The organism is Helicobacter jaachi (assembly GCF_000763135.2).
Classification (GTDB): Bacteria; Campylobacterota; Campylobacteria; order Campylobacterales; family Helicobacteraceae; genus Helicobacter_C; species Helicobacter_C jaachi.
The window spans coordinates 32,611-52,586 of record NZ_JRPR02000005.1 but is presented as its reverse complement, the minus strand read 5'-3'; the positions used below and the strand labels follow the sequence as shown (position 1 = coordinate 52,586).

Genomic DNA, 19,976 nt, shown 5'->3' with positions numbered 1-19,976 from the left:
ATTCTATAAAATTACAGAATCTAGCAAAGTGAAAATCAAAAAGTGTTAGAAAAGCAAAAATGCATGGATTCTATAAATGCTCGCGTCTGTGGACTGGGGTGTTATCACAAAAATGCGCGCTTTTAAGCCTTAAGCGCGTAGATGCCAATCATCGTATGCCCATAGGCATTTGGCGGGATTTTTATGAAATGCTTGCCAATTTTGCCTAGTTTATTAATCACTTTGCGCGCTATGCCCCTATCTACAAGCGGCGTGGGGAGAAAGAGCTTTGCCCACATTGTATATTTATAAAATTCAATATGTTCGGGCTGGACTTGCTCGTGGTGGATTTCTAATAACTTAAGATTAAAAATATCAGCTATTTTGTGTAGCGTGGTGTCGCTAAAGCGTGAGATGTGGTGCGGAGGCATATTGAGGATACCATTGACGCAATATTGGATAAAGCTATTTTCACAAGGCACGGCAATGATAAGCAAAGAAGTTTCATTCTGCCCCCCCCCCGTTAAAATACCGCTTTTTAAGCACTCAATTTGGGCTTGCAAAAAATCATGCGGATTACTCACATGTTCTAATACTTGAAAACTGCAGGTTACATCAAAGCTTTGCGCGTGGGTCTTGGCGTATTCCTCAACAGCGATATTTTCAATATAAATGCCATCTTTTGCCGCCATTTGCTTTGCTTGCGTGCTAAATTCTAATCCCACATACTGCTCCCGCGCCTTTTGTGGCAGAAAATGTGCAAATGCTGCCTTGCCGCAGCCCACTTCAAGCACTCTAGATTCTGAATGGATAAATTTTTTAGCATAATGATATTCATGCTTTTGGGCAAAATAATACCAATCAAGGCTATTTAGCGTATTGTAAAAGTCATTATCTCCTGTGGGAATGCTGCCATCTTCGCACACAAAAAAGCGCAAATCGCAATCTGGGCAATGATGATAGAGCAAATCGCTTTTAATGAGATGAGAAATATCCATTTGAAACGCGCGCGCATAAAGTGCGCAAATATCGGCTTTATCGACCACTTGAGTGATGGTAGTTTTATCACTTTTGCATAAAATACATGCTGTCATTTCTGCTCCTTTTTATATTTTTTTCACTAAAACTTTGAGCCATTGTTTAAGCGGCTTCAAAATGGGCTTTACAATAGGTTTCACAATGCAAATGAGGGCATATAAACACTTGCTCCCCCCCCCCCGTTAATTTCGTTATAAAGCTCACACGAGTGGGTTTTACCTTGGTATAAATTTCCACATAGCTCGCCCCGCTCACCACGCCTTCAAACTTAAGTCCCATAGTTTTGGCAATAAGCTTAAAAGTATAGCGGAAGTGAAAGTGCTTTGGCAAGTGGCAGGCAATCACAGGATAAAAACAATTGCCAATAAGCACGCTAGAGCCCACTTTTACAGAATCTAGCATACCTTTAAAGCAGCCTATCACATCATCAACATGCTCTAACACATCAGTGCATACAAGGCAATCATAAGTCTCATTTTGTAACTTATCCACAAAAGTAATATTGCTAAATGCCGCTATACACGCCTTTCCATATTGGCTAGGAAATGGCTCATAAATATCAATATGCGCCTGCGGGCAGAGCCTTGCAATTTCGCGTGATAGCGTGCCAAATCCCCCGCCATAATCGCAGATTCTAAGCTTTCTATCCCCCACAATGTGCGTAGCAATGTAGTGCGCGATACTATCGCGTATGTGCATAGATAGCGCGTGCTGCTCGATGAAAAGCCCATTTAAAAGCCACACAGGGTGGGCATAAAATAAGCCAATCTTTTCCCAATCAAGCTCTTTATTATCACAGCCCATGTCATTCCACGCTTTGTCTATCAAATACCAAATCTGCTCCAAATCATCAGTGATTCGCGGATTTACAGAATCTAAGAGGAGGGTAAGCTCTTGCTTTTCTTTGGGGGTTAAGCCTTTGTTTTCTAAATCAATTTGCATGATTACTCCTTGTATATAAAGTGTGTTTGTATGCGTCCTTTGTGCTTTTGGGGCAGATTCTATCTTAAAATTTGCGCGCTAGCATTTTATCATAAAGCAAGATAGCTTAAAACTGATATTAAGGCTAGCTTGTAACCACACGCTTTTTACGGATTTTATACGCAGATTCTATATTGAAATGTTGGCTAAAAAATACGCGCGGCAGGGCGTGCAAATGTGCTTTATGCGAGGGGTAAATGCACCCATGTCGCGTGGTTGTAGCCGTTTTAAAGCCAAGTGTTGCCATAAGGGGAAAATATGAAGAATCTACTTCAATTCTCCCGCCAAAAGGATAGGCAAAATGCTTAGGAATTTCGCCCAAATGTGCCTTAAAAAGGGCATTTGCCTTTTGTATATCTGCTGTAACTTGCTTGTGTGAAAGGTTATTAAAAATAGGGTGCGAATGCGTGTGGCAGCCAATAGTGCAGATTCTATCTATACCCCCCCCCCCGTTAGCTGTAGATAAAAAATCTATATCCTCCCAAGTAAGCGTGAGATTATCATAATCGCGTGGATTATAGGCTATGCCAAGACTTTGCATAGTTTCTGCGCAATCCTCATAGCTTGATACTTTTTGAATGATAATTTCGCGCAGCGCCATAAAAGCGGCTTCTTTAGATTCTATACTTGAAATATCCCACATGTTGCCATTAATGTTTATGGCATTTTCTTTTAGTAAATAATCCTCCAAGCCAAACCACCACATATTATGCGTCCCTTGCGGGAATGAAGTGCAGACATATATGCAAAAAGGCACATTATGCTTACTAAAAATAGGATAGCCATAGGTGAGATTATCCTTATAGCCATCATCAATAGTTATGCAGATAAACTTATCTACTAATCGCTGCTCGCATAGCCCTCTATACACTTCATCAATGCTTATAAAAGTGTAGCCCTGCGCCTTTGCTTGCAGGATAAAAGATTCTAAAAATACAGGCGAGACTTTCATATTTTCATTAGGAGCGAGCCTATGCTCAAAGGGTGCTATGCGATGCAGCATAAGAATAACGCCCTTGCCCTTATATAATCCCTGCACACACGCATATTGCGAGAGGTTATGAATGGCTTTATGGATAAATGATTTCATATATTCCTTAAATTTTGGATTTTGCTTGCATTTTTTTGTAATTTTATAGAATCTAGCAAGACTATCATTTCCACGCTGTTGCCATCTAAGCTGCCTTTGCTAGATTCTATAATGCGGCGTATTCTAGCATTTTTTAGCCACAAGGCAAATAAGCACAGGATAGCGTGCATCGTGTGTAAAAAGCTCTGTGTGGGTAAGCTCCTGCGCGGCTATGCCCTGCAGTTCGGCTGTGGCAGCTAGCACATTGCCATAGCTCACCACCTCTACATTGCCCTTGCCAAAGACCTCCTCAAAGTCCCTCTTAATCCCCATATCCGTAAATCGCCAGAAATCCCCCCAACGCTCATAATCATATTGCGAAATCTGCACAAGGGCTGCTACGCTCACAAGTGCCACGCTAGGCAGTGTATCTGCTTGCGCTGATGTTTGGGCTTGTGAAGGGCTTTTAAGCATAGCGTAAATACCTCTTATAGCGGCTTTGTAATCATAAATAAAATTAAGCGTAACTGTGCAGATAAAGCAGTCTAAAATCCCATGCGGCAGAGAATCTACCTGCGTCAAATCACCCACAATGCTCGCTTGAGGGTTATCGTGGTTAAAGTGGAAAATCTCGCTTTGCTCTACATTTGTGCCAAAGGCTTTGGTATAGGTATTTTCAGCGATTTCACACACTCTGCCGCGGATAAAATGTGCATTTTTGCTTAAAAAATCATCAGTATAGATTCTATCAATAGGCGTGCCTCTATCAAAGCCAAATACGCTTGATATGGGCTTCAAAGAGCGGAGATTGTGCCAATTTGGGCGGTGCAGCGTGCGTGTATAAATCTTTTTGCATGCAAGCCAAAAGCCACGCACAGCCCTAAGTGGGACTTTAAGCAGAGATGTTACAGACATAGTTTTCCTTCAGGGTAAAATTTGAAGGCGCATTATAAGATATTTAAGCTAAAAGTAGATGTGTATTTAAGGCTTTATACATTCCACATAGAGGCTTGATACGCCTTTGTATGGGGTATTATCGGCATTTATATCAAGTAAATATGTATTAAAGTGCGGGATTTGCGATTGTGCGTAGTCTTGCTGTGTGATATGTGTAAAGCCGCTTTTATGCAGTAAGCGCGCGAGAGAAAATCTATCATAACTCCATTTGTGCCGCTCGCCAATGCTTGTGCTGATAAAAATCTCATCTCTTAAACTCTTTGGCACGCACAGGCGCAGGGCTTTTAGGTAGAGATTTAAGCATTTATTTATAATTTTATCAAGCGTAAGTTTTGCGCGCAGTGGGATTTTAGCCTGTGTGTGAGGGTGGGGCGTGAGTAAATCCTCGCCCACGCGGTGCTTAATAATCTCATTAAAGGCTTTATTTTGCGTCTCTTGCACTAAATCAAAGCATCTTTGCATTTCCCCTCCGCTTTGCATTCTTACCATTTGGTCAAAGATTTCAAGCATTATCCAATCATACAAAAATATATTTTCTGCATTTTTACCCTCATAATCGTGTATTGCCCCCCCCCCCGTTAGATTCTATAGAATCTACACTTTGAAGTGCGCTTAAATATGCCTTTGCCATATTTTCTAAATCAGGCACAACAATGCGCAGCACGCCATTTGGCTTTAAAACACGCTTAATCTCGCCTAGCACCTCATAGGCTTTTTTAGGCGTGATATGCTCTAAAAAATGGCTGCTATACGCCACATTAAAGCTATTATCACTAAAAGGCAGTCGCCCAAGCAGATTGACTTTCTGCACGCGATTATCAATGGGGCTAAAGTCGATATTTACCCAATCCTTATGAAATCTAGCCCCACAGCCAAAATTTAGCATATTCATATTTGCTCCTTAGGATTTTATAAGATTGTAGCATATTTTTTAAGATACCAATTTATGGTGATTGCTAAGCCCTCGCTAAAAGGCATTGTAGGCTTCCAAGCAAGTTTAGCAGCAATTTTATTAGCATTAATGGCATAGCGTTTATCATGCCCTAATCTGTCTTTGACAAAAGTGATTTGTTGGCTGTAAGAGCCATTTTTGAGCGGTTTTAATCTATCAAGCATAGCGCAGATTCTATGTGCTAGCTTAAGGTTTGAGCATTCATTATGCCCGCCTATATTAAAGCTTTCTCCAAAATAAGTAGAGTGAAAGACTTTATCAAGCCCATAGCAATGCTCCAGCACAAAGAGCCAATCGCGCACATTTGAGCCATCGCCATAAATGGGTATAGGCTCGCCTTTGAGGGCATTTCTAATGATAGTGGGGATAAGCTTTTCATCATGTTGATTTGGTCCATAATTATTTGAACAATTAGTGATAAAGGTATTTAGCCCATAAGTGTGATGATAGCTTCTCACAAGCATATCGCTAGCAGCCTTTGAGGCGGAGTAGGGGGAGTTTGGCGCATAGGGGCTAGATTCACTAAATGAGCCATTTTTGCCCAAAGTGCCAAAGACTTCATCAGTGCTAATATGCAAAAACACGCCATTATTAGCTCCCCACGCCCTGTATGCTACATCAAGCAGCACAAAAGTGCCTTGTATATTGGTGGTGATAAAATCTTGTGGCGTTTGGATAGAGTTATCCACATGGCTTTGAGCGGCAAAGTGTATGATAGAATCTATGTTGTGCGTGGTAAAAATTTCCTCCACCAAAGCACGATTGCAAATATCGCCATGGATAAAAGTATGATTTGGTAGATTCTCCACATAGGCTAAATTGCTCGCATAATTAAGCACATCAAGATTAAAAAGATGATAGTTTGGGTATTTTTTTGCAAAATAATTAATAAAATTACTACCGATAAATCCCGCCCCACCTGTGATTAAGATATGTTTCATAACGCAGCCACCTTTAAGAGATACTGCCCATATTGATTTTTAGCCATAGATTCTCCTAATGCGCGCAACTGCTCTTTGCTAATAAAGCCCATTTTGTAGGCAATTTCCTCAATACAGGCAATCTTTAACCCCACGCGCTTTTCTATAATCTCTATAAATTTTCCAGCCTCAAGCAAATGCTCATGTGTGCCTGTATCTAGCCACGCATAGCCCCTGCCTAGAATCTCAACGCTTAGCTTAGCATCTTGCAAATAGAGTTCATTAATGGAGGTAATCTCAAGCTCCCCGCGCATTGAAGGGCGAATAAGTGCGGCTTTTTGCAGCACATCATTGGGGTAAAAATATAAGCCAATGACTGCATAATGGCTTTTTGGATATGCGGGCTTTTCCTCTAAAGAAATGGCTTGCATTTTATCATTAAACTCAATCACGCCATAATCTTTAGGATTTGAGACATAGTATCCAAAAACTACCGCATTGCGCGATTTTTGCACAATTTTTACGCTTTTATTGAGAATCTGCACAAGCCCCTCGCCATAAATGAGATTATCGCCTAAAACTAAGCACACATCATCTTTGCCTACAAACTCCCTGCCGATTATAAAGCTCTCCGCTAGCCCATTTGGCTGCTCTTGAATAGCATAACTGATAGATAATCCCAAATGCGAGCCGTCTTTAAAAATATCTTGAAAGCGCGCTAAATCCTTTGGCGTGGAGATGATGAGAATCTCTCTAATGGAGGCTAGCATAAGGATTGAAAGCGGATAGTAAATCATAGGTTTATCATAAATAGGCAAAAGCTGCTTGACAATGCTTTTTGTGAGCGGATAGAGCCTTGTGCCAGAGCCACCTGCTAAAATAATGCCTTTCATTTGCCACTCCATGCATTTATAGAATCTATCACGCGTAAAATATCTTTTTGCGTGTGAAAAAGCGCGATAGGCAGGCTTAGCGTAGTGGCGTGGATTTCCTCGCTTATGGGGTAATTTCCGCTAAGATAGGGCTGCATGGCTTTTTGTTTATGCGGTGGGATAGGGTAGTGAATGTCTGTCATAATGCCCTGCTCAAGCAGATAGGCTTTTAGCGCATCACGCCTTTTGTGGCGGATATTAAAGATATGATACACATCAAAGCATGCCTCCTCCACCTGCGGCAGGATAAAAGCCTTAGCATCTAAATGCTGCAAGTAGAGCGAGGCAAGCATTCTTTTATGCTCTGTGATAAAGGCAAGCTTTTGTAATTTAATAGTGAGCATAGCGGCTTGAATTTCATCAAGGCGGGAGTTATAGCCGATGTAATCATTCACATATTTTTGATGTGAGCCATAATTGCGTAAGGCTCTAAGTGTTTGCGCTAGATTATCATCGCTAGTAGTAATCGCCCCGCTATCGCCTAGCGCGCCTAGATTCTTAGTAGGATAGAAGCTAAAGCAGCCAATGCCAAAGCTACCTACTTTTTGATTATCATACATCGCTCCATGCGCCTGTGCGCAATCCTCGATAATGTAGAGATTATGCTTTTTGGCAAGGGCTATGATTTGTGGCATATGGCAGGGCTTGCCATAGAGATGCACAAGCAAAATCGCCTTTGTGTGCGGTGTGATAAGTTTTTCAATCTGTGCAGATTCTATATTGTAGGTATGTGTATTAGGCTCGCATAAAATGGGCTTTAAGCCATTATTAATAATAGCTAAAATAGTGGCGATATAGGTGTTTGAAGGCACGATGATTTCGCTATTTTTGGGCAAATTAAGCGCCTTTATGGCTAAAAAAAGCGCATCAAGCCCAGAGGCTAGCCCTATGCAGTGTTTGCTCCCTACACTTTTGGCAAAGGCTTCCTCAAAGTCTTGCAGCCTTTTACCTAGTATAAACCACCCACTTTGCAGCACTGCTTGAAATGCGTGGCAATACTCATCATAAAACATCGCATTACTTTTGGCAAGATTTTCATACTCAATAATGTCTTTCATTGTGGTTTCTCCATAATGTAATCACTTGCGCTATAAGGCTCTGACGCAAGGGCTAAGAGCAAGGCGTGGGGCGTGAAATGCTCCATTGTATGCCATTCACTAGGCTCTAAAATAAGGCAAATACGCGGAGAATCTAAAACATAGGTGGTGATAGAATCTAGCGTGTGGATTTTGACTTCGCAGCTACCATTTAGGCAGATAAGGGCTAGTTTTGTTTTATGGTGCGCATGCCCGCCGCGCGGGGCTTTGACATTATAGATATAAAATACGCGTTTAATCTCAAAGCCAAGTTCGCCATCAATCACGCTCAAATCCCCTCGCTCATCACACAGCGTTTTAATATATAGAATCTGTGCCATTAGAGCAGCCTTTTTAGCGGATAAATGTTGTAAATGCCTTTTAGGTATCTTTTAAGCAGAGTAAAGGGCGTTTTAATATGCCATTTAAGATGTTTGCGCCCATCAAAGTTATGCGGCATAAAAGTGCGCCTTAGGCTTAAAAGGTGAGCCAAATAAGGCTTATAAATACGCTCAATGCTTACTTTTGGCAGTGTGTAATTGCCTAAATCCACTTTTGTTTGTCCAATGAAGCTAAGGTTATGAAAATGATAAAAAATAGGCTTTAGATGAGAAAATTGCTGAATATTCCAAGGTGCGAGCGCGGCGCGCATTTCCTTTACTATATGCACTTTTTCAAAGCGCGTATCCCAATCATCAAGGTATTTTTGGTCACCAAACTTGCCATCTTCATAATACGCATAGCACCACTTAAGGCACTGCTCCCTCCACCATACGAGGGCTTTAAGCCCATAACTATCAGCCTTAAAGGTCATAAACTGCACGCAGTAAATGCCGCTCGTGGCTTCTTGATTGTATTGTGGTGTGTAGTTGTGTTTGGTAAGCAGTATAGAATCTGTTTGCATTTCATCAATAAGCACATTTGGATTTTCAAAAAAATACACATCAGCATCGACATAAGTGCAATGAGGGAGATTAAAAGTATGTATGCAATAGGCTATGAGTGAGGGCGTGCAAGTCCAGCAGTATTCCCCAAGCGTGCGCGTAGGCTTAATAGCAAGCAGGGCAGTATCCTCAAAATCCTGCAAGCTAATTATTTTTACTTGATGAAATTGCAAGCTTTCTAGCACATCATAAGTAGTTTTATCAAAAGCTAGCACGAAAATAGTGGCATTTTTGGCATATTTTTGCAGGCTTTCTATCATCGCAATGCCGCGAGTTAGGTAGTTTTGATTAAATAGCGTGCAGTAATAATACACTTACGCCGCCTTTTGCGCGTGGTTTATCACGCAGGGTGCGGATATAGGAGAAATTATAAATATAGGAAGTGTGGGAGTGGTGGAGAATGCGGGATTTAGCTTAAGTTTTGTATCTACCCCCCCCCCGTTAGATTCTATAAGCGTGCTGTATGTGTGTAAATATTTTTTAGCAATGTGTGAAGATTGGAACTTATCCATAACGCTTTGGCGCGCGTTGTTAGCGAGCATATTATAATCTGCGTGGGTTAAAATCCACTCTATCCCGCGCGCTAAATCTTTTGTATCGAGCGCTTGAGCGAGGTAGCCATTTACTTTATGGCTTATCATATCGGCATTACCGCCTATATCAAAGGCAACCACAGGCGTGCCGCAGGCTAAAGATTCCATAATCACATTGCTTAGATTTTCTGCAAGTGAGGGCTGAATAAACACATCACAGGCATTATACACCAGTGCGAGCGATGTATCATCATGGAGTAAGCCAAGATTTTTTGTCTCTATGTGGGCGATAGATTCTGTATATCCACCGCACACAAGCAGCGTGCAGCGCTCTTTTATAGAATCTGATAAGTTTTGCAAGGCAGCCTTTAGCTCCTTAAAGCCTTTTCTTGCGACACTGCCTCCGCCTAATGCCCCAAATCCTATATAAAAATGCTCTTTTTTCTGCGCCAACATCGCTATAAGCAACGCTTTAGCACTCCATTTATCTACTGCCCCCCCCCCAGTTAATTGCGCATAAGTATGCATATATTTGTGAGCTATGCTAGAAGCGCTAAATCGCTTTTGCGCACTTTGGCGCGCATTTTGCGCCATTGTCTCATACGCGCTTTTATTAAGGCTTAAAATCCACTCTATCCCGCGTGCTAAGTCTTTTATATCGAGCATTTTTGCTAAATAGCCATTTTGCCTATGCAGCACAATATCTTTAAGCCCGCTTGTATCAAAGCTTACCACAGGCGTGCCGCAGGCGAGCGCTTCAAGCGCAGTTTGCCCAAAGCTCTCCGCGTGGCTTGGCGTTACAAACACATCACTTGCGCTATAGAGCAGCACGAGGCTTATATCATCGTTTAAAACACCCAAATAGCGTGTTTTTATCCCGCATAGATTATCGCTTGGATTTTCACTCTCATCGCAACTTGCGCCAAAAATAAGTAGCTCGCATTGCTGTTTTATAGAATCTGGGAGGATTTGCAGGGCAGATTTTAACTCACTAAAGCCTTTTCTTGGCGTAGAAGTAGCATTGAGCGCGCCAAAGCTAATAAATTTTGTCTTTTTTTCAATCTTTAGAATCTCGCGTGCGGTGTGTTTATTGATAGGATAAAAAATCTTTGTATCAATGGGATTTGGGAGATTGATAATAGGCTTTGAGCCTAGCAGCATAGAATCTTTAGCGCATTGCGTAATCCAGCGCGATAAGCCATTAATGGTAAGGTGTTTAAGCCTTGCATAGACTTTTGCCTTATGTTTGAAAGTTAAAAAGCTAATGTCAAAGGCGGATTGGGATTTAAGTAAGGGGCATTTTTTACAAGCGACGCTAACCCCTATACAGGCGGCTGCCACATAGTGGCAGCCGCCTGTATAGGGGTTAGCGTCGTGTAAGCTCCACAAAAGCGGGGCTTGAATATAAGCTAAATCTTTTACATTTAAAAATCCTCCTTCAATCCAGTGCAAATGCACTACATCGGGTTTTAGCGCGTTGATTTGTCGCACAAGCGCCCTGTTGCGCGGAGGAAAAAGGGTAAAATGCGGTGAGAAAATATCTTTTTCACGCTTAGGATAGAGCATGAGGGGGAGTTGGGTGAGAAATGAGCGGAGCTTTACGCGGAGTTTTTGTAATTTTGTATGCGCAAATTGTTGTATGCTTGGCAAATCTAGCGTTTTATGCTGCGTGAGAATAATAGAATCTGCTCCTATTTCAAGCAGGGCTTTATGCAGTCGCACGCACGCTCTGCCCGCGCCACCATTATCTTGGGTAACAAGATGAAGTATCCTCATATTGTGCGTAATCCTTAATCTTTAAAAGTGATTTATGCGTTTTATGATTGCTATGGCGCGCCCAAGAGGATTCGAACCTCTGACCTACGGCTTAGAAGGCCGTTGCTCTATCCAGCTGAGCTATGAGCGCAAAAAGTAATCCATTTAAGGAAATGTAAGCCTAATATTATGGTCCATAAAAAGCAAAGCGTGCATTCTAACACATTGTAATGTAATTTGCAAGAAAGCTTTTTTGTAAAATTGGTTGCGGGAGAGGGATTTGAACCCCCGACCTTTGGGTTATGAGCCCAACGAGCTACCGGACTGCTACTATCCCGCGCTAATGATGAAAAAGGATTGTAAAGAAGTGGCTGGGGTAAAAGGATTCGAACCTCTGAATGCCTGGACCAAAACCAGGTGCCTTACCGCTTGGCGATACCCCAATAAAATGAGGCGTAATTATAATGAGTTTGCAAGGCTTTGTCAAGTTGCATCACCGCATAGAATCTGCACTAACGCAAGCAAGCAGGCACTCAAAAACGCTCATTTAAAACGAAAAAGTAAAGATAAAGTTAATTTAAGCAAACACAAATTTATTACAAACGATAATTTTTATTTTTTATTTGCTTAAATATTACTCCACTCATTTACAATGCCGACATTCTCTTTTATAAAGATTGTTGCAGGATTTTGCACATTCTAGGGGGAAAATTTATCTTAAAGGACAGGTTATGAGCAAGAAGGTTATTGACATCTTAAAGCAGATTCAAGCGGATTCATCAGTGTTTTACATCAAAACACATAATTTTCACTGGAATGTAAAGGGTTTGGATTTTCACCCTACACACAAGGCGACACAGGAGATTTATGAGCATTTTGCAGATGTGTTTGATGATGTGGCAGAGCGTTTATTGCAAATTGGTGGAATGCCCTATGTTACGCTAGCAGATATGCTAAAGGCTGCAAAAATCAAAGAAGAACCAAAGACAAGCTTTCACTCAAAGCAAGTGGCTCAAGCGATTTTAAGCGATTATGAATATTTCTTAAAAATCTTTAGTGAGCTATCAAGCGAAGCAGATAAAGCAGGCGATAAAGTAAGCGCGGCGTATGCAGATGATAAAGTAGGCGAGCTGCAAAAAGCCATTTGGATGCTTAAAGCTCAACTTGGGTAAGCCCTTTTTAGAGAATCTGCACTCATAGAATCTGTGCATAGAATCTAGGGCAGATTCTCTCCTCTTACCTCCGCTCATTCCCTTAATTTCCCCCTTTTTCATTCATCGTGCCACCCTTATAAAAGTTATGAAAAATTTATATTCTTTTTATACAATGCTTGCTTTTACTTTACAAAATTTAAAGGCAAAAAATGTATAAAAAACGCGTGACAGACGCCATTTCAGCGATTAAAAATGGCGAAATGATAATAATTATGGACGATGAGGATAGGGAAAATGAGGGCGATTTGGTGTTTGCTGGCATTTTTTCCACACCGCAAAAAATCAATTTTATGGCACAGGAAGCCTGCGGGCTAATCTGCGTGTGCGTGACTGATGATGTGGCGCGCAAACTTGATTTACCCCCGATGGTGCGGCACAATAGCAGCAATCATGAGACCGCTTTCACCATTTCAATTGATGCGCGCGAGGCGAAAACTGGCATTTCTGCTTACGAGCGTGATATGACGATACGGCTAATGTGTGAGCCAAACGCCACGCCACAGGACTTTGTGCGCCCTGGGCATATTTTCCCGCTTATAGCAAAAGAGGGCGGAGTGCTTGTGCGCACTGGGCATACTGAGGCTGGGGTGGATATTTGTCGTCTGGCTGGGGTGCTGCCTATTGCTGTGATTTGCGAGATTATGAAAAAAGACGGCAGCATGGCGCGGCGGGGCGATAAATTCCTGCTTGATTTCTCAAAAAAGCACAATATTAAGATTCTATATGTGAGCGATATTATTCAATATAGGCTTAATTTTGAGAATCTAGTGAGTGAAAAAAGCCGCGAAAATGTAGAATTTATGGGCTGTGAGTGCGAAAAATTAAGCTTTTTTGACCATTTGCAGCGCGAACATATTGTGTTTAGCTTTAGCCCAAAGCACGCCGATTGCGCAGATTCTAAACATACTATAGAATCTAAAAAAGTTAAAGATTTTAAACAATCTAAGCGCTCTAAGCACGCATATAAGCCCGCGATTAGATTCCATAATGTGCAGAGCGATTTGGCGTTATTGCAAAATAATGAGGAGTTTAGCGCGCTATTGCGCAGTATTGAGCATTTAAAGGCAAAGGGCGGATATTTGATTTTTCTTAACACCCAGCTAAGCAGCGCGCCTAAGGGCGAGGGGATAAAGGATTTTGGCATAGGCGCGCAGATTCTAAAGCGGCTTGGCGTGGAGGATTTTATTTTATTAAGTGCTTCATCGAGTAAAAGCGCATACAGCGCGCTTAGCGGCTTTAATTTGCATTTGGTAGAAACCATTGAAGTATGAAACTTTAAGCAAAAGATTCTATAATGCCAACTTTTGTTTGCGTAAAAATTTCATCGCACATTATGTCGATGTTGCAAAAATCTCTACACATTTAAAAGGCTTAATCTTTGAATATTAAAATTTTTGTTTGCTATCATAAAAGTGCGCCGCTGCTTACAAATGAAGTGCTGCAGCCCATTGTCGTGGGCGCGCAGGATATGGATAAAAATACAAAAGCCGCTCTACTATCCCGCGCGGAGGCTAGCCACACGCCGCTAATTTTTGATAATGATGTGCGGGGGGGGGGGGCAGCCTCATAGTATAGAATCTAGCGCCATAAAACCCACGCGCGATACAGAATCTAGTGCGAAATCTACAAGCGCAGAAGTTATAGAATCTACCACAGCATCTCCTAACGACACAAAATCCAATATTATGCAATCTTGCACGAAATCCACGCAATCTAAGCGCCTAGATTCTATAACTGTGCCGCTTTCGCACCAAGAAGTTTCACCTCAAGACATTTCACGCCGAGAAATTTCATCTCTCAATCCCTACTTTTGCGAGCTTACGGCGATGTATTGGGCATGGAAAAATATCGATGCAGATTATTATGGATTATTTCATTATCGGCGTGTGCTAGATTTTAGCGCGCAAAATATTTTGAGTAAAATCTGGCATTTTTTTATCCCACAAAGCGCACCCTTTGCCAAATACGCCCTAAGAAGCGCGCAAATTATAGAATCTATAAAAGCCCATAAAGCAGATATTTATATCCCCACGCGCAAAATCATTAAGCAAAGCGCGCATTATAATCTTTATGAAGCCTACTGCCTGCAGCATTTTCAAGCAGACTTAGATATCGCGCTGCAGTTTATACAGGAGCAAAATCCGGCTATGTCAGATTCTATCATGCGCGTGTTTTTTGATAAAGGCATAGGCGTGAGTTATTGGAATATCGCCATTTGGCGCAAGGAGCTGTTTTTTGAGTATTGTGAGTGGCTCTTTTCTGTGCTATTTGGCATTATGGGACGCATTGATTATACGCATTATGATGCGCGTCAAAGGCGCGTATTTGGGTATCTAAGTGAGCGGCTTTTTAATGTATGGTTAGATTTTAAGATAAAAAGCGGCATTAAGGTCGTGGAGCTGCCCTCGCACCTGCTGTATGAGAAAAATAAAAAGTTTTTTGGCGTGGTGAGAAGTTTAGAATATGAGCGCTATTACTTTGCCTTTATCCGCGTGTATAAAAGGCGTGTTTCACCCCCCCCCCCCCCCTTGCTGGCGAGCAAAATCATCTTAAAACTAAAGGAGCAGTATGAATATCAAAATCCTTGTGTGCTATCACAAACCCCAGCCCATCATCGCAAATCAAATCCTGCAGCCCATACTTTTAGGCGCAAAGCAAGCAAGCAGTGAGGTTAAGCAAAGTTTGCATTCACTCTGCCAAAAGGCAGGCGCAAAGCTTTTATATGATGATAGCGGGGAGCATATTAGCCATTTAAATCCCTACTTTTGCGAGCTTACGGCGATGTATTGGGCGTGGAAAAATATGCAAGCTGATGTGTATGGGCTGTTTCACTATCGGCGCGCGTTGGATTTGAGTGGCACGATTAAGCCTAAAAAAATTTGTGATGTAAATTTTATGCGCATTACTCCGCATAAAATGATGAAAAAATTTGCCCTAACGCAGCAAAATATAGAATCTAGACTAAAAAATGCAGATATTATTTCAGCCGATAGAATTGTTGTAGGCGGTGGCTGGCATACTTCGCGCTATTTAAATCAATACGAAATTTACGCGCGCGACCATCATCAAAAAGACTTAGATATATTACTCGAAGTGATTAGAGAGATGTATCCGCATTATGAGGAGGCGATACAAAAGGTATTTTTCACGCGCGGACAGAGTCTTAGCTGGTGGAATTTGTTTATTATGAAAAAGGATTTGTATTTTGAGTATTGTGAGTTTTTATTCTCTGTATTGTTTGAAACACAAAAACGCACAGATATAATATTTCATACACCATATCAACAAAGAATCTATGGCTTTATGGCAGAGCGGCTGCTTAATGTGTTTATTGTCTATAAAGTTACTACTTCATTTACGCGCAAAACCACCTATCGCGCATGGCAGTTTAAAGATAATCGCCCATGGTTTGGCTGGGTGCCTGATGGTAACATCAAGCGCTTTTATGTTGGCAAACTAAGAATCCTAAAAAAGCCGCTATATCAATAAATGCAGCCTATAGAATCTAAATCTATTTCTACACTTTACATTATTACAGGTGCGCTATTTCTTGGAGGTATTGCGCTGCTTTGCACAGGCGAGCCGACTTTAAAGCCAAATATCTATCATAAATATGGCATTAATCTTTTATATGCAGCCTTTCTTTCTACTTGCATTTTATGCTTTGTGAAAAAAATACATCTTACATTTTTGGCGCTAGATTCTAAATATGCGCTTTTTATGCTTTGTGGGATTATCGCTTTTGGCTTTGTGTCTTTATATTTTAGTGCTGATAGGGGGTTAAGCCTGCTTTATATGAGGCGATTTTTGCTTGAGCCTTTTATATTTATGTGCGCAGTGGCGATGTATTTTTATGCGCTAGATTCTAAGGCGCGCGCTATTTTTTTGTATCTTTTAGCCATACTTATAATGCTTCAACCTATTTTAACTATCATAGATTTTGTGCTGTATGCAGATTCTAAAGCTGGAAATGTTAAGCATACGAGTTTATGGGATTTTATAGGCGTGTATCGCGCTATGCCTAAGTTTTTTAGCGAGGCGCAAACAGGATATGCGTTTTTCTTAATATTATCTTTTAGCGTGAGTTTGGCTATATTTGCACAATATAGGCTTGTGGGCGTTATTTTGCTTATAATCAATATAGCCGCTTGCGTGTGCCTAAGCACAAGATTTCTATATGTGGCTTATGCTGCAATGTGTGTAGCAGCGGCGTGCTTGGCTCATTATAAATATAAGCGCGTGATTTTACCCTGCGTGCTGTGTGGCACTATAGCCTTGGCGTGTGGATTTTACTTTTTTAGCGCGCATTTAAGCGATAGATTTAACATATATGGCAAACTGCATGTATTGCTTAAAGTATGGGAGCTATCGCCTGCTGAAATGGGGAAGTTTGACCCAAATTGCATTGTGTGGAATACCCCGTATGGAGAGCGGCGATGTATGCCACAATCTTTCCCTAAAGATAGTCATATTGTGTGGGAGCATAGCTCGCTTAATCGCATTGCTATGAGCAAATCAACTTATCTTGGCATTATGGATAATCCTTTGCGCCCAAATGGCTATGGATTGGTGCTTTTTGCTAAGAATATTGTGCGCATTTTTGGGCAAGATTCTAAAAATTTGCCTTATTATATTTCTATCTTTGAGGACGGGAGCATTTTGCCATTTTATTGGACAAATCATAATGGCTTTTTGTATGCGTGGTTTGAGCTGGGGTTAGTTGGCTTTATGCTTATGGGCTGGCTTTTTGCGTGGATTTTGCTAAGAGGGTATAAAATTTATTTTGCAGCTACACGCCCACGCGGCGTAGATTCTGTGCGCTATATAGAATCTAGGCGCATTTTTGTGCTGGGCTTTGCTATTTTTAGCATAGGGCTTATTGTGGGCAATTTCTTTGATGCATTGCCAAATCGCGCAGGACAGAATCTAGGCTTTATGCTACTTGGTATGTTTCTTGCGATAAATACAAGTGCGAGGCGTAAAAAATGAAGCAAGAGGGCAAAGTCTCAATCATTGTGCCAATTTATAATGTGCAAGATTATTTGCGCGAGTGCTTAGATTCTATAATTAATCAAAGTCATACAAATTTAGAGATTATTTTAGTAAATGATGGCAGCACCGATGAAAGTGGCGCAATCGCGCAGGATTATGCGCGTAAAGATGGGCGCATTTGCTACTTTGAGCAGGCAAATAAAGGCGCGGCGTATGCGAGGAATGTAGGGTTAGAGAAAGCAAGCGGAGCGTATATTTATTTTATTGACCCTGATGATTTTTTCCCAAACGCTTATATTATTGAATTACTCTACACTAAGGCGAATGAAAATCGTGCGCTTATTTGTGGAGGGTGCTTTAGCGAGTATAGAAAGGGAGAGATTATTACGCAATTTGGCAGAGAATTTTTTGGCTATACTTTTGCGCAAGAGGGATTTATAGCCTATCGAGATTGGCAATTTGATTTTGGATTTACGCGATTTATTTATAAGCGCAGTTTGCTACGAGATAGTGGAATTACTTTTCCGCATTACAAAAAATATGAAGACCCTGTATTTTTTGTAAAAGTAATGTTAGCCGCGCAGAGATTCTATGCACTTACAGATATTACTTACTGCTATCGTGTGGGACATCAAAGGATTGAAAAATGGGACAAAAAAGCGTGGAATGACCAAACAAGAGGCTTAATGGATATATTAATTATGGCGCAAAATAATCATTTACCCATACTTTATGATTTAACTTATGAGCGCGTTAAGGTTGCTGCACATAGGCTAAATGATGTATTGCTAAAAGAGGGCAGGGGGTTGGTGCAGTCCTTTATCATACTTAATAATGTATTAAATTTTATGCGCGATAAAAATCAATTAGATAAAACACCACTTATATGTAATGAATTAGGCTTTGAAGCGACTTTTGAAAGTATAAATCAAGCGATAATGAACAATGCGGACTTAAAAAAGATTTCACAAACTGCTTTTGGGCGAGTGCTTATAGCATTGGGCAGAATAATTATAGGGGGTTATATGTTTCTTAGGCAGTGCGTGTGTATTCGTATCCGCCCACTAAAGCACGAATATAAAATGGTGCTTTTTGGGTGGGTTGTGATAGATAAAAAATATAGCAAAAGGGAAGTGCAGTAAAAATCTTATAGAATCTGTTTAAGCGTAATTGGGCAAAGGAGGCGTTTTTCAAAGTGTTGTATGATTACAAAATTTACTATAAGGATTGGCAATGACTTTAATTTTAGAACATTTAAGCGACAAGGAGCTAAAGGCTCTTAAGAATGGCGAAATTTAGTTACCACTAAAACAAGGAGCAAAGGTGAGAAATCTAATCGTTGGAGCGGGGTTAAGCGGGCTGACATTAGCCGAGCGGCTAGCAAATGTAAAGGGCGAGCGCGTGGTGGTTATCGATAGGCGTAATCACATCGGTGGGAATGTGTATGATTATGATGAGGGCGGCATTTTGGTGCATAAGTATGGCACGCATATCTTTCACACAAATGATTTAAGGGTATGGCAGTATGTCAATGGCTTTGCGCGCTTTTATCCTTATATGCACCAAGTCAAAGCCCTAATTGATGGGCAGTTCGTGCCTGTGCCTTTTAATCTTAACTCCTTATATATGCTTTTCCCCACACAAATGGCGCAAAATATAGAATCTAGCCTGCTTAAACACTACCAATATGGGCAAAAAGTGTCAATTTTAGAGCTTAAAAAAGTCAAAGAATTAGCATTTTTGAGCGAGTTTATTTATGAAAAAGTCTTTTTGCATTACACGCTTAAGCAGTGGCAATGCACGCCTGAAGAGTTGAGTGAAAGCGTATTCAAGCGCGTCCCTATTTATGTGAGCAAAGATAATAGCTATTTTCAAGATAGATTTCAGGGCATTCCGCTTGAGGGCTATAGCAAGATGTGCCAAAATATGTGCGCGAGCGAGCTTATAGAGCTGGAGCTAGGCTGTGATTTTAAGGATTTAGAATCTAGCTTTGTAAAAGGCTTTGATAGGATTTTTTATAGTGGTGGGATTGATGAGTATTTTGACTATGCGTTGGGCGAGCTGCCCTATCGAAGCTTGGAATTTGACTTTGTGCGCTTTGAAAGGGAGTATTTCCAAAGTGGGGCGGTGATTAATTATCCAAACAACTACGACTACACGCGCATAGGCGAATATAAATATTTTTTAGACGCTAAAACGCCTCATACGATTGTAAGCTTTGAGTATCCTAAGGCGTGGGCTAGGGGATTAGAGCGATACTATCCTGTGCCAAACGCTCACACTAGCGCGCTGTATGAGGCATACACCAAAAAGGCGCGCGAGCAAGATGCTAGGGTGCATTTTATTGGGCGGCTAGGGGAGTATGCTTACTATGATATGGATAAGGTTATCGCTAGGGCGCTAGATATTTTTGCGCAACTTTAGCACCTTTTGGGGAGTAGATTCTGTAAATTAGGTAGGGTTTGGGCTTATTTAATCTGCGTTAGTAGCCTTGGCATAGCAGGATAAATCCTTACTTATGAAATTTAATATTTCATATATGCATAATTTTCATATTTATAAAGTTTATGCTCATTTTAGCATAATTTATGTTAGAATGCCGCCGAAATCCCTCCGTAAGCCTTCATACTAGAT

Annotated in this window: 20 protein-coding genes and 3 tRNA genes; 8 read left to right on the top strand and 15 right to left on the bottom strand. The window is 41.1% G+C overall.

Going from position 1 to position 19,976, the window contains the following annotated elements; all coding sequences use genetic code 11:
* Window positions 1-122: 122 nt before the first annotated feature.
* From LS71_RS06860 to LS71_RS06790, 15 genes are all read right to left on the bottom strand, one after another.
* Complete coding sequence (locus tag LS71_RS06860) at window positions 123-1,073, bottom strand: class I SAM-dependent methyltransferase (protein WP_081946287.1); 951 nt, start codon at window positions 1,071-1,073, stop codon at window positions 123-125.
* Window positions 1,074-1,119: 46 nt separating this feature from the next.
* Window positions 1,120-1,959 carry a class I SAM-dependent methyltransferase gene (locus LS71_RS06855; RefSeq protein WP_238700373.1) on the bottom strand — a complete coding sequence of 280 codons (840 nt, stop codon included), beginning with the start codon at window positions 1,957-1,959 and terminating at the stop codon, window positions 1,120-1,122.
* A gap of 124 nt (window positions 1,960-2,083) precedes the next feature.
* Complete coding sequence (locus tag LS71_RS06850; RefSeq protein ID WP_034355958.1) at window positions 2,084-3,088, bottom strand: polysaccharide deacetylase family protein; 1,005 nt, start codon at window positions 3,086-3,088, stop codon at window positions 2,084-2,086.
* A 123-nt stretch (window positions 3,089-3,211) separates the two neighbouring features.
* Window positions 3,212-3,982 carry a hypothetical protein gene (locus LS71_RS09715; RefSeq protein WP_034355955.1) on the bottom strand — a complete coding sequence of 257 codons (771 nt, stop codon included), beginning with the start codon at window positions 3,980-3,982 and terminating at the stop codon, window positions 3,212-3,214.
* A 66-nt stretch (window positions 3,983-4,048) separates the two neighbouring features.
* Entirely contained in the window at window positions 4,049-4,549 is a 501-nt protein-coding gene (locus LS71_RS06840) for a methyltransferase type 11 (RefSeq protein ID WP_238700372.1), read from the bottom strand.
* 25 nt (window positions 4,550-4,574) lie between these two features.
* Window positions 4,575-4,916 (bottom strand): class I SAM-dependent methyltransferase, encoded by a 342-nt coding sequence (locus tag LS71_RS06835; RefSeq protein WP_052058123.1) that lies wholly within the window; start codon window positions 4,914-4,916, stop codon window positions 4,575-4,577.
* A 17-nt stretch (window positions 4,917-4,933) separates the two neighbouring features.
* Complete coding sequence (gene rfbB, locus LS71_RS06830; RefSeq protein ID WP_034355950.1) at window positions 4,934-5,917, bottom strand: dTDP-glucose 4,6-dehydratase; 984 nt, start codon at window positions 5,915-5,917, stop codon at window positions 4,934-4,936.
* On the bottom strand, window positions 5,914-6,789 hold the full coding sequence (gene rfbA, locus LS71_RS06825) for a glucose-1-phosphate thymidylyltransferase RfbA (protein ID WP_034355947.1): 876 nt from the start codon (window positions 6,787-6,789) through the stop codon (window positions 5,914-5,916). The genes rfbB and rfbA overlap by 4 nt, the downstream gene beginning before the upstream one ends.
* Entirely contained in the window at window positions 6,786-7,877 is a 1,092-nt protein-coding gene (locus LS71_RS06820) for a DegT/DnrJ/EryC1/StrS family aminotransferase (RefSeq protein WP_034355976.1), read from the bottom strand. Before LS71_RS06820 ends, rfbA begins: the two co-directional genes overlap by 4 nt.
* A gap of 5 nt (window positions 7,878-7,882) precedes the next feature.
* Entirely contained in the window at window positions 7,883-8,245 is a 363-nt protein-coding gene (locus LS71_RS06815) for a sugar 3,4-ketoisomerase (RefSeq protein ID WP_034355944.1), read from the bottom strand.
* On the bottom strand, window positions 8,245-9,162 hold the full coding sequence (locus tag LS71_RS06810) for a hypothetical protein (RefSeq protein ID WP_034355941.1): 918 nt from the start codon (window positions 9,160-9,162) through the stop codon (window positions 8,245-8,247). Before LS71_RS06810 ends, LS71_RS06815 begins: the two co-directional genes overlap by 1 nt.
* Window positions 9,163-11,157 (bottom strand): glycosyltransferase, encoded by a 1,995-nt coding sequence (locus LS71_RS06805; RefSeq protein ID WP_069723519.1) that lies wholly within the window; start codon window positions 11,155-11,157, stop codon window positions 9,163-9,165.
* A 53-nt stretch (window positions 11,158-11,210) separates the two neighbouring features.
* Window positions 11,211-11,287, bottom strand: a tRNA-Arg gene (locus LS71_RS06800).
* 111 nt (window positions 11,288-11,398) lie between these two features.
* Window positions 11,399-11,476: transfer RNA gene (locus tag LS71_RS06795), tRNA-Met, on the bottom strand.
* 28 nt (window positions 11,477-11,504) lie between these two features.
* Window positions 11,505-11,579: transfer RNA gene (locus LS71_RS06790), tRNA-Gln, on the bottom strand.
* Window positions 11,580-11,867: 288 nt separating this feature from the next.
* Between LS71_RS06790 and LS71_RS06785 the strand changes: the two genes are divergently transcribed.
* The 8 genes from LS71_RS06785 to glf all read left to right on the top strand — a co-directional run bounded on the left by LS71_RS06785 (window position 11,868) and on the right by glf (window position 19,766).
* Window positions 11,868-12,308: a Dps family protein gene (locus LS71_RS06785; protein WP_034355936.1), complete on the top strand. Its 441-nt coding sequence runs from the start codon at window positions 11,868-11,870 to the stop codon at window positions 12,306-12,308.
* 191 nt (window positions 12,309-12,499) lie between these two features.
* Window positions 12,500-13,621, top strand: a complete 1,122-nt coding sequence (locus LS71_RS06780) for a bifunctional 3,4-dihydroxy-2-butanone 4-phosphate synthase/GTP cyclohydrolase II (protein WP_034355932.1) — start codon at window positions 12,500-12,502, stop codon at window positions 13,619-13,621.
* Window positions 13,622-13,728: 107 nt separating this feature from the next.
* Window positions 13,729-13,920, top strand: a complete 192-nt coding sequence (locus tag LS71_RS06775) for a hypothetical protein (protein WP_034355929.1) — start codon at window positions 13,729-13,731, stop codon at window positions 13,918-13,920.
* Complete coding sequence (locus LS71_RS06770; protein WP_238700376.1) at window positions 13,889-15,019, top strand: DUF4422 domain-containing protein; 1,131 nt, start codon at window positions 13,889-13,891, stop codon at window positions 15,017-15,019. The genes LS71_RS06775 and LS71_RS06770 overlap by 32 nt, the downstream gene beginning before the upstream one ends.
* Window positions 14,919-15,839: a DUF4422 domain-containing protein gene (locus tag LS71_RS06765; RefSeq protein WP_034356493.1), complete on the top strand. Its 921-nt coding sequence runs from the start codon at window positions 14,919-14,921 to the stop codon at window positions 15,837-15,839. The genes LS71_RS06770 and LS71_RS06765 overlap by 101 nt, the downstream gene beginning before the upstream one ends.
* Window positions 15,840-17,339: an O-antigen ligase family protein gene (locus LS71_RS06760; RefSeq protein ID WP_034356490.1), complete on the top strand. Its 1,500-nt coding sequence runs from the start codon at window positions 15,840-15,842 to the stop codon at window positions 17,337-17,339.
* A complete protein-coding gene (locus tag LS71_RS06755; RefSeq protein ID WP_052058174.1) occupies window positions 17,336-18,484 on the top strand; it encodes a glycosyltransferase family 2 protein in 1,149 nt (382 codons plus the stop codon). The genes LS71_RS06760 and LS71_RS06755 overlap by 4 nt, the downstream gene beginning before the upstream one ends.
* 181 nt (window positions 18,485-18,665) lie before the next feature.
* Window positions 18,666-19,766, top strand: a complete 1,101-nt coding sequence (gene glf / locus LS71_RS06750; RefSeq protein ID WP_034356488.1) for a UDP-galactopyranose mutase — start codon at window positions 18,666-18,668, stop codon at window positions 19,764-19,766.
* Window positions 19,767-19,976: the final 210 nt, after the last annotated feature.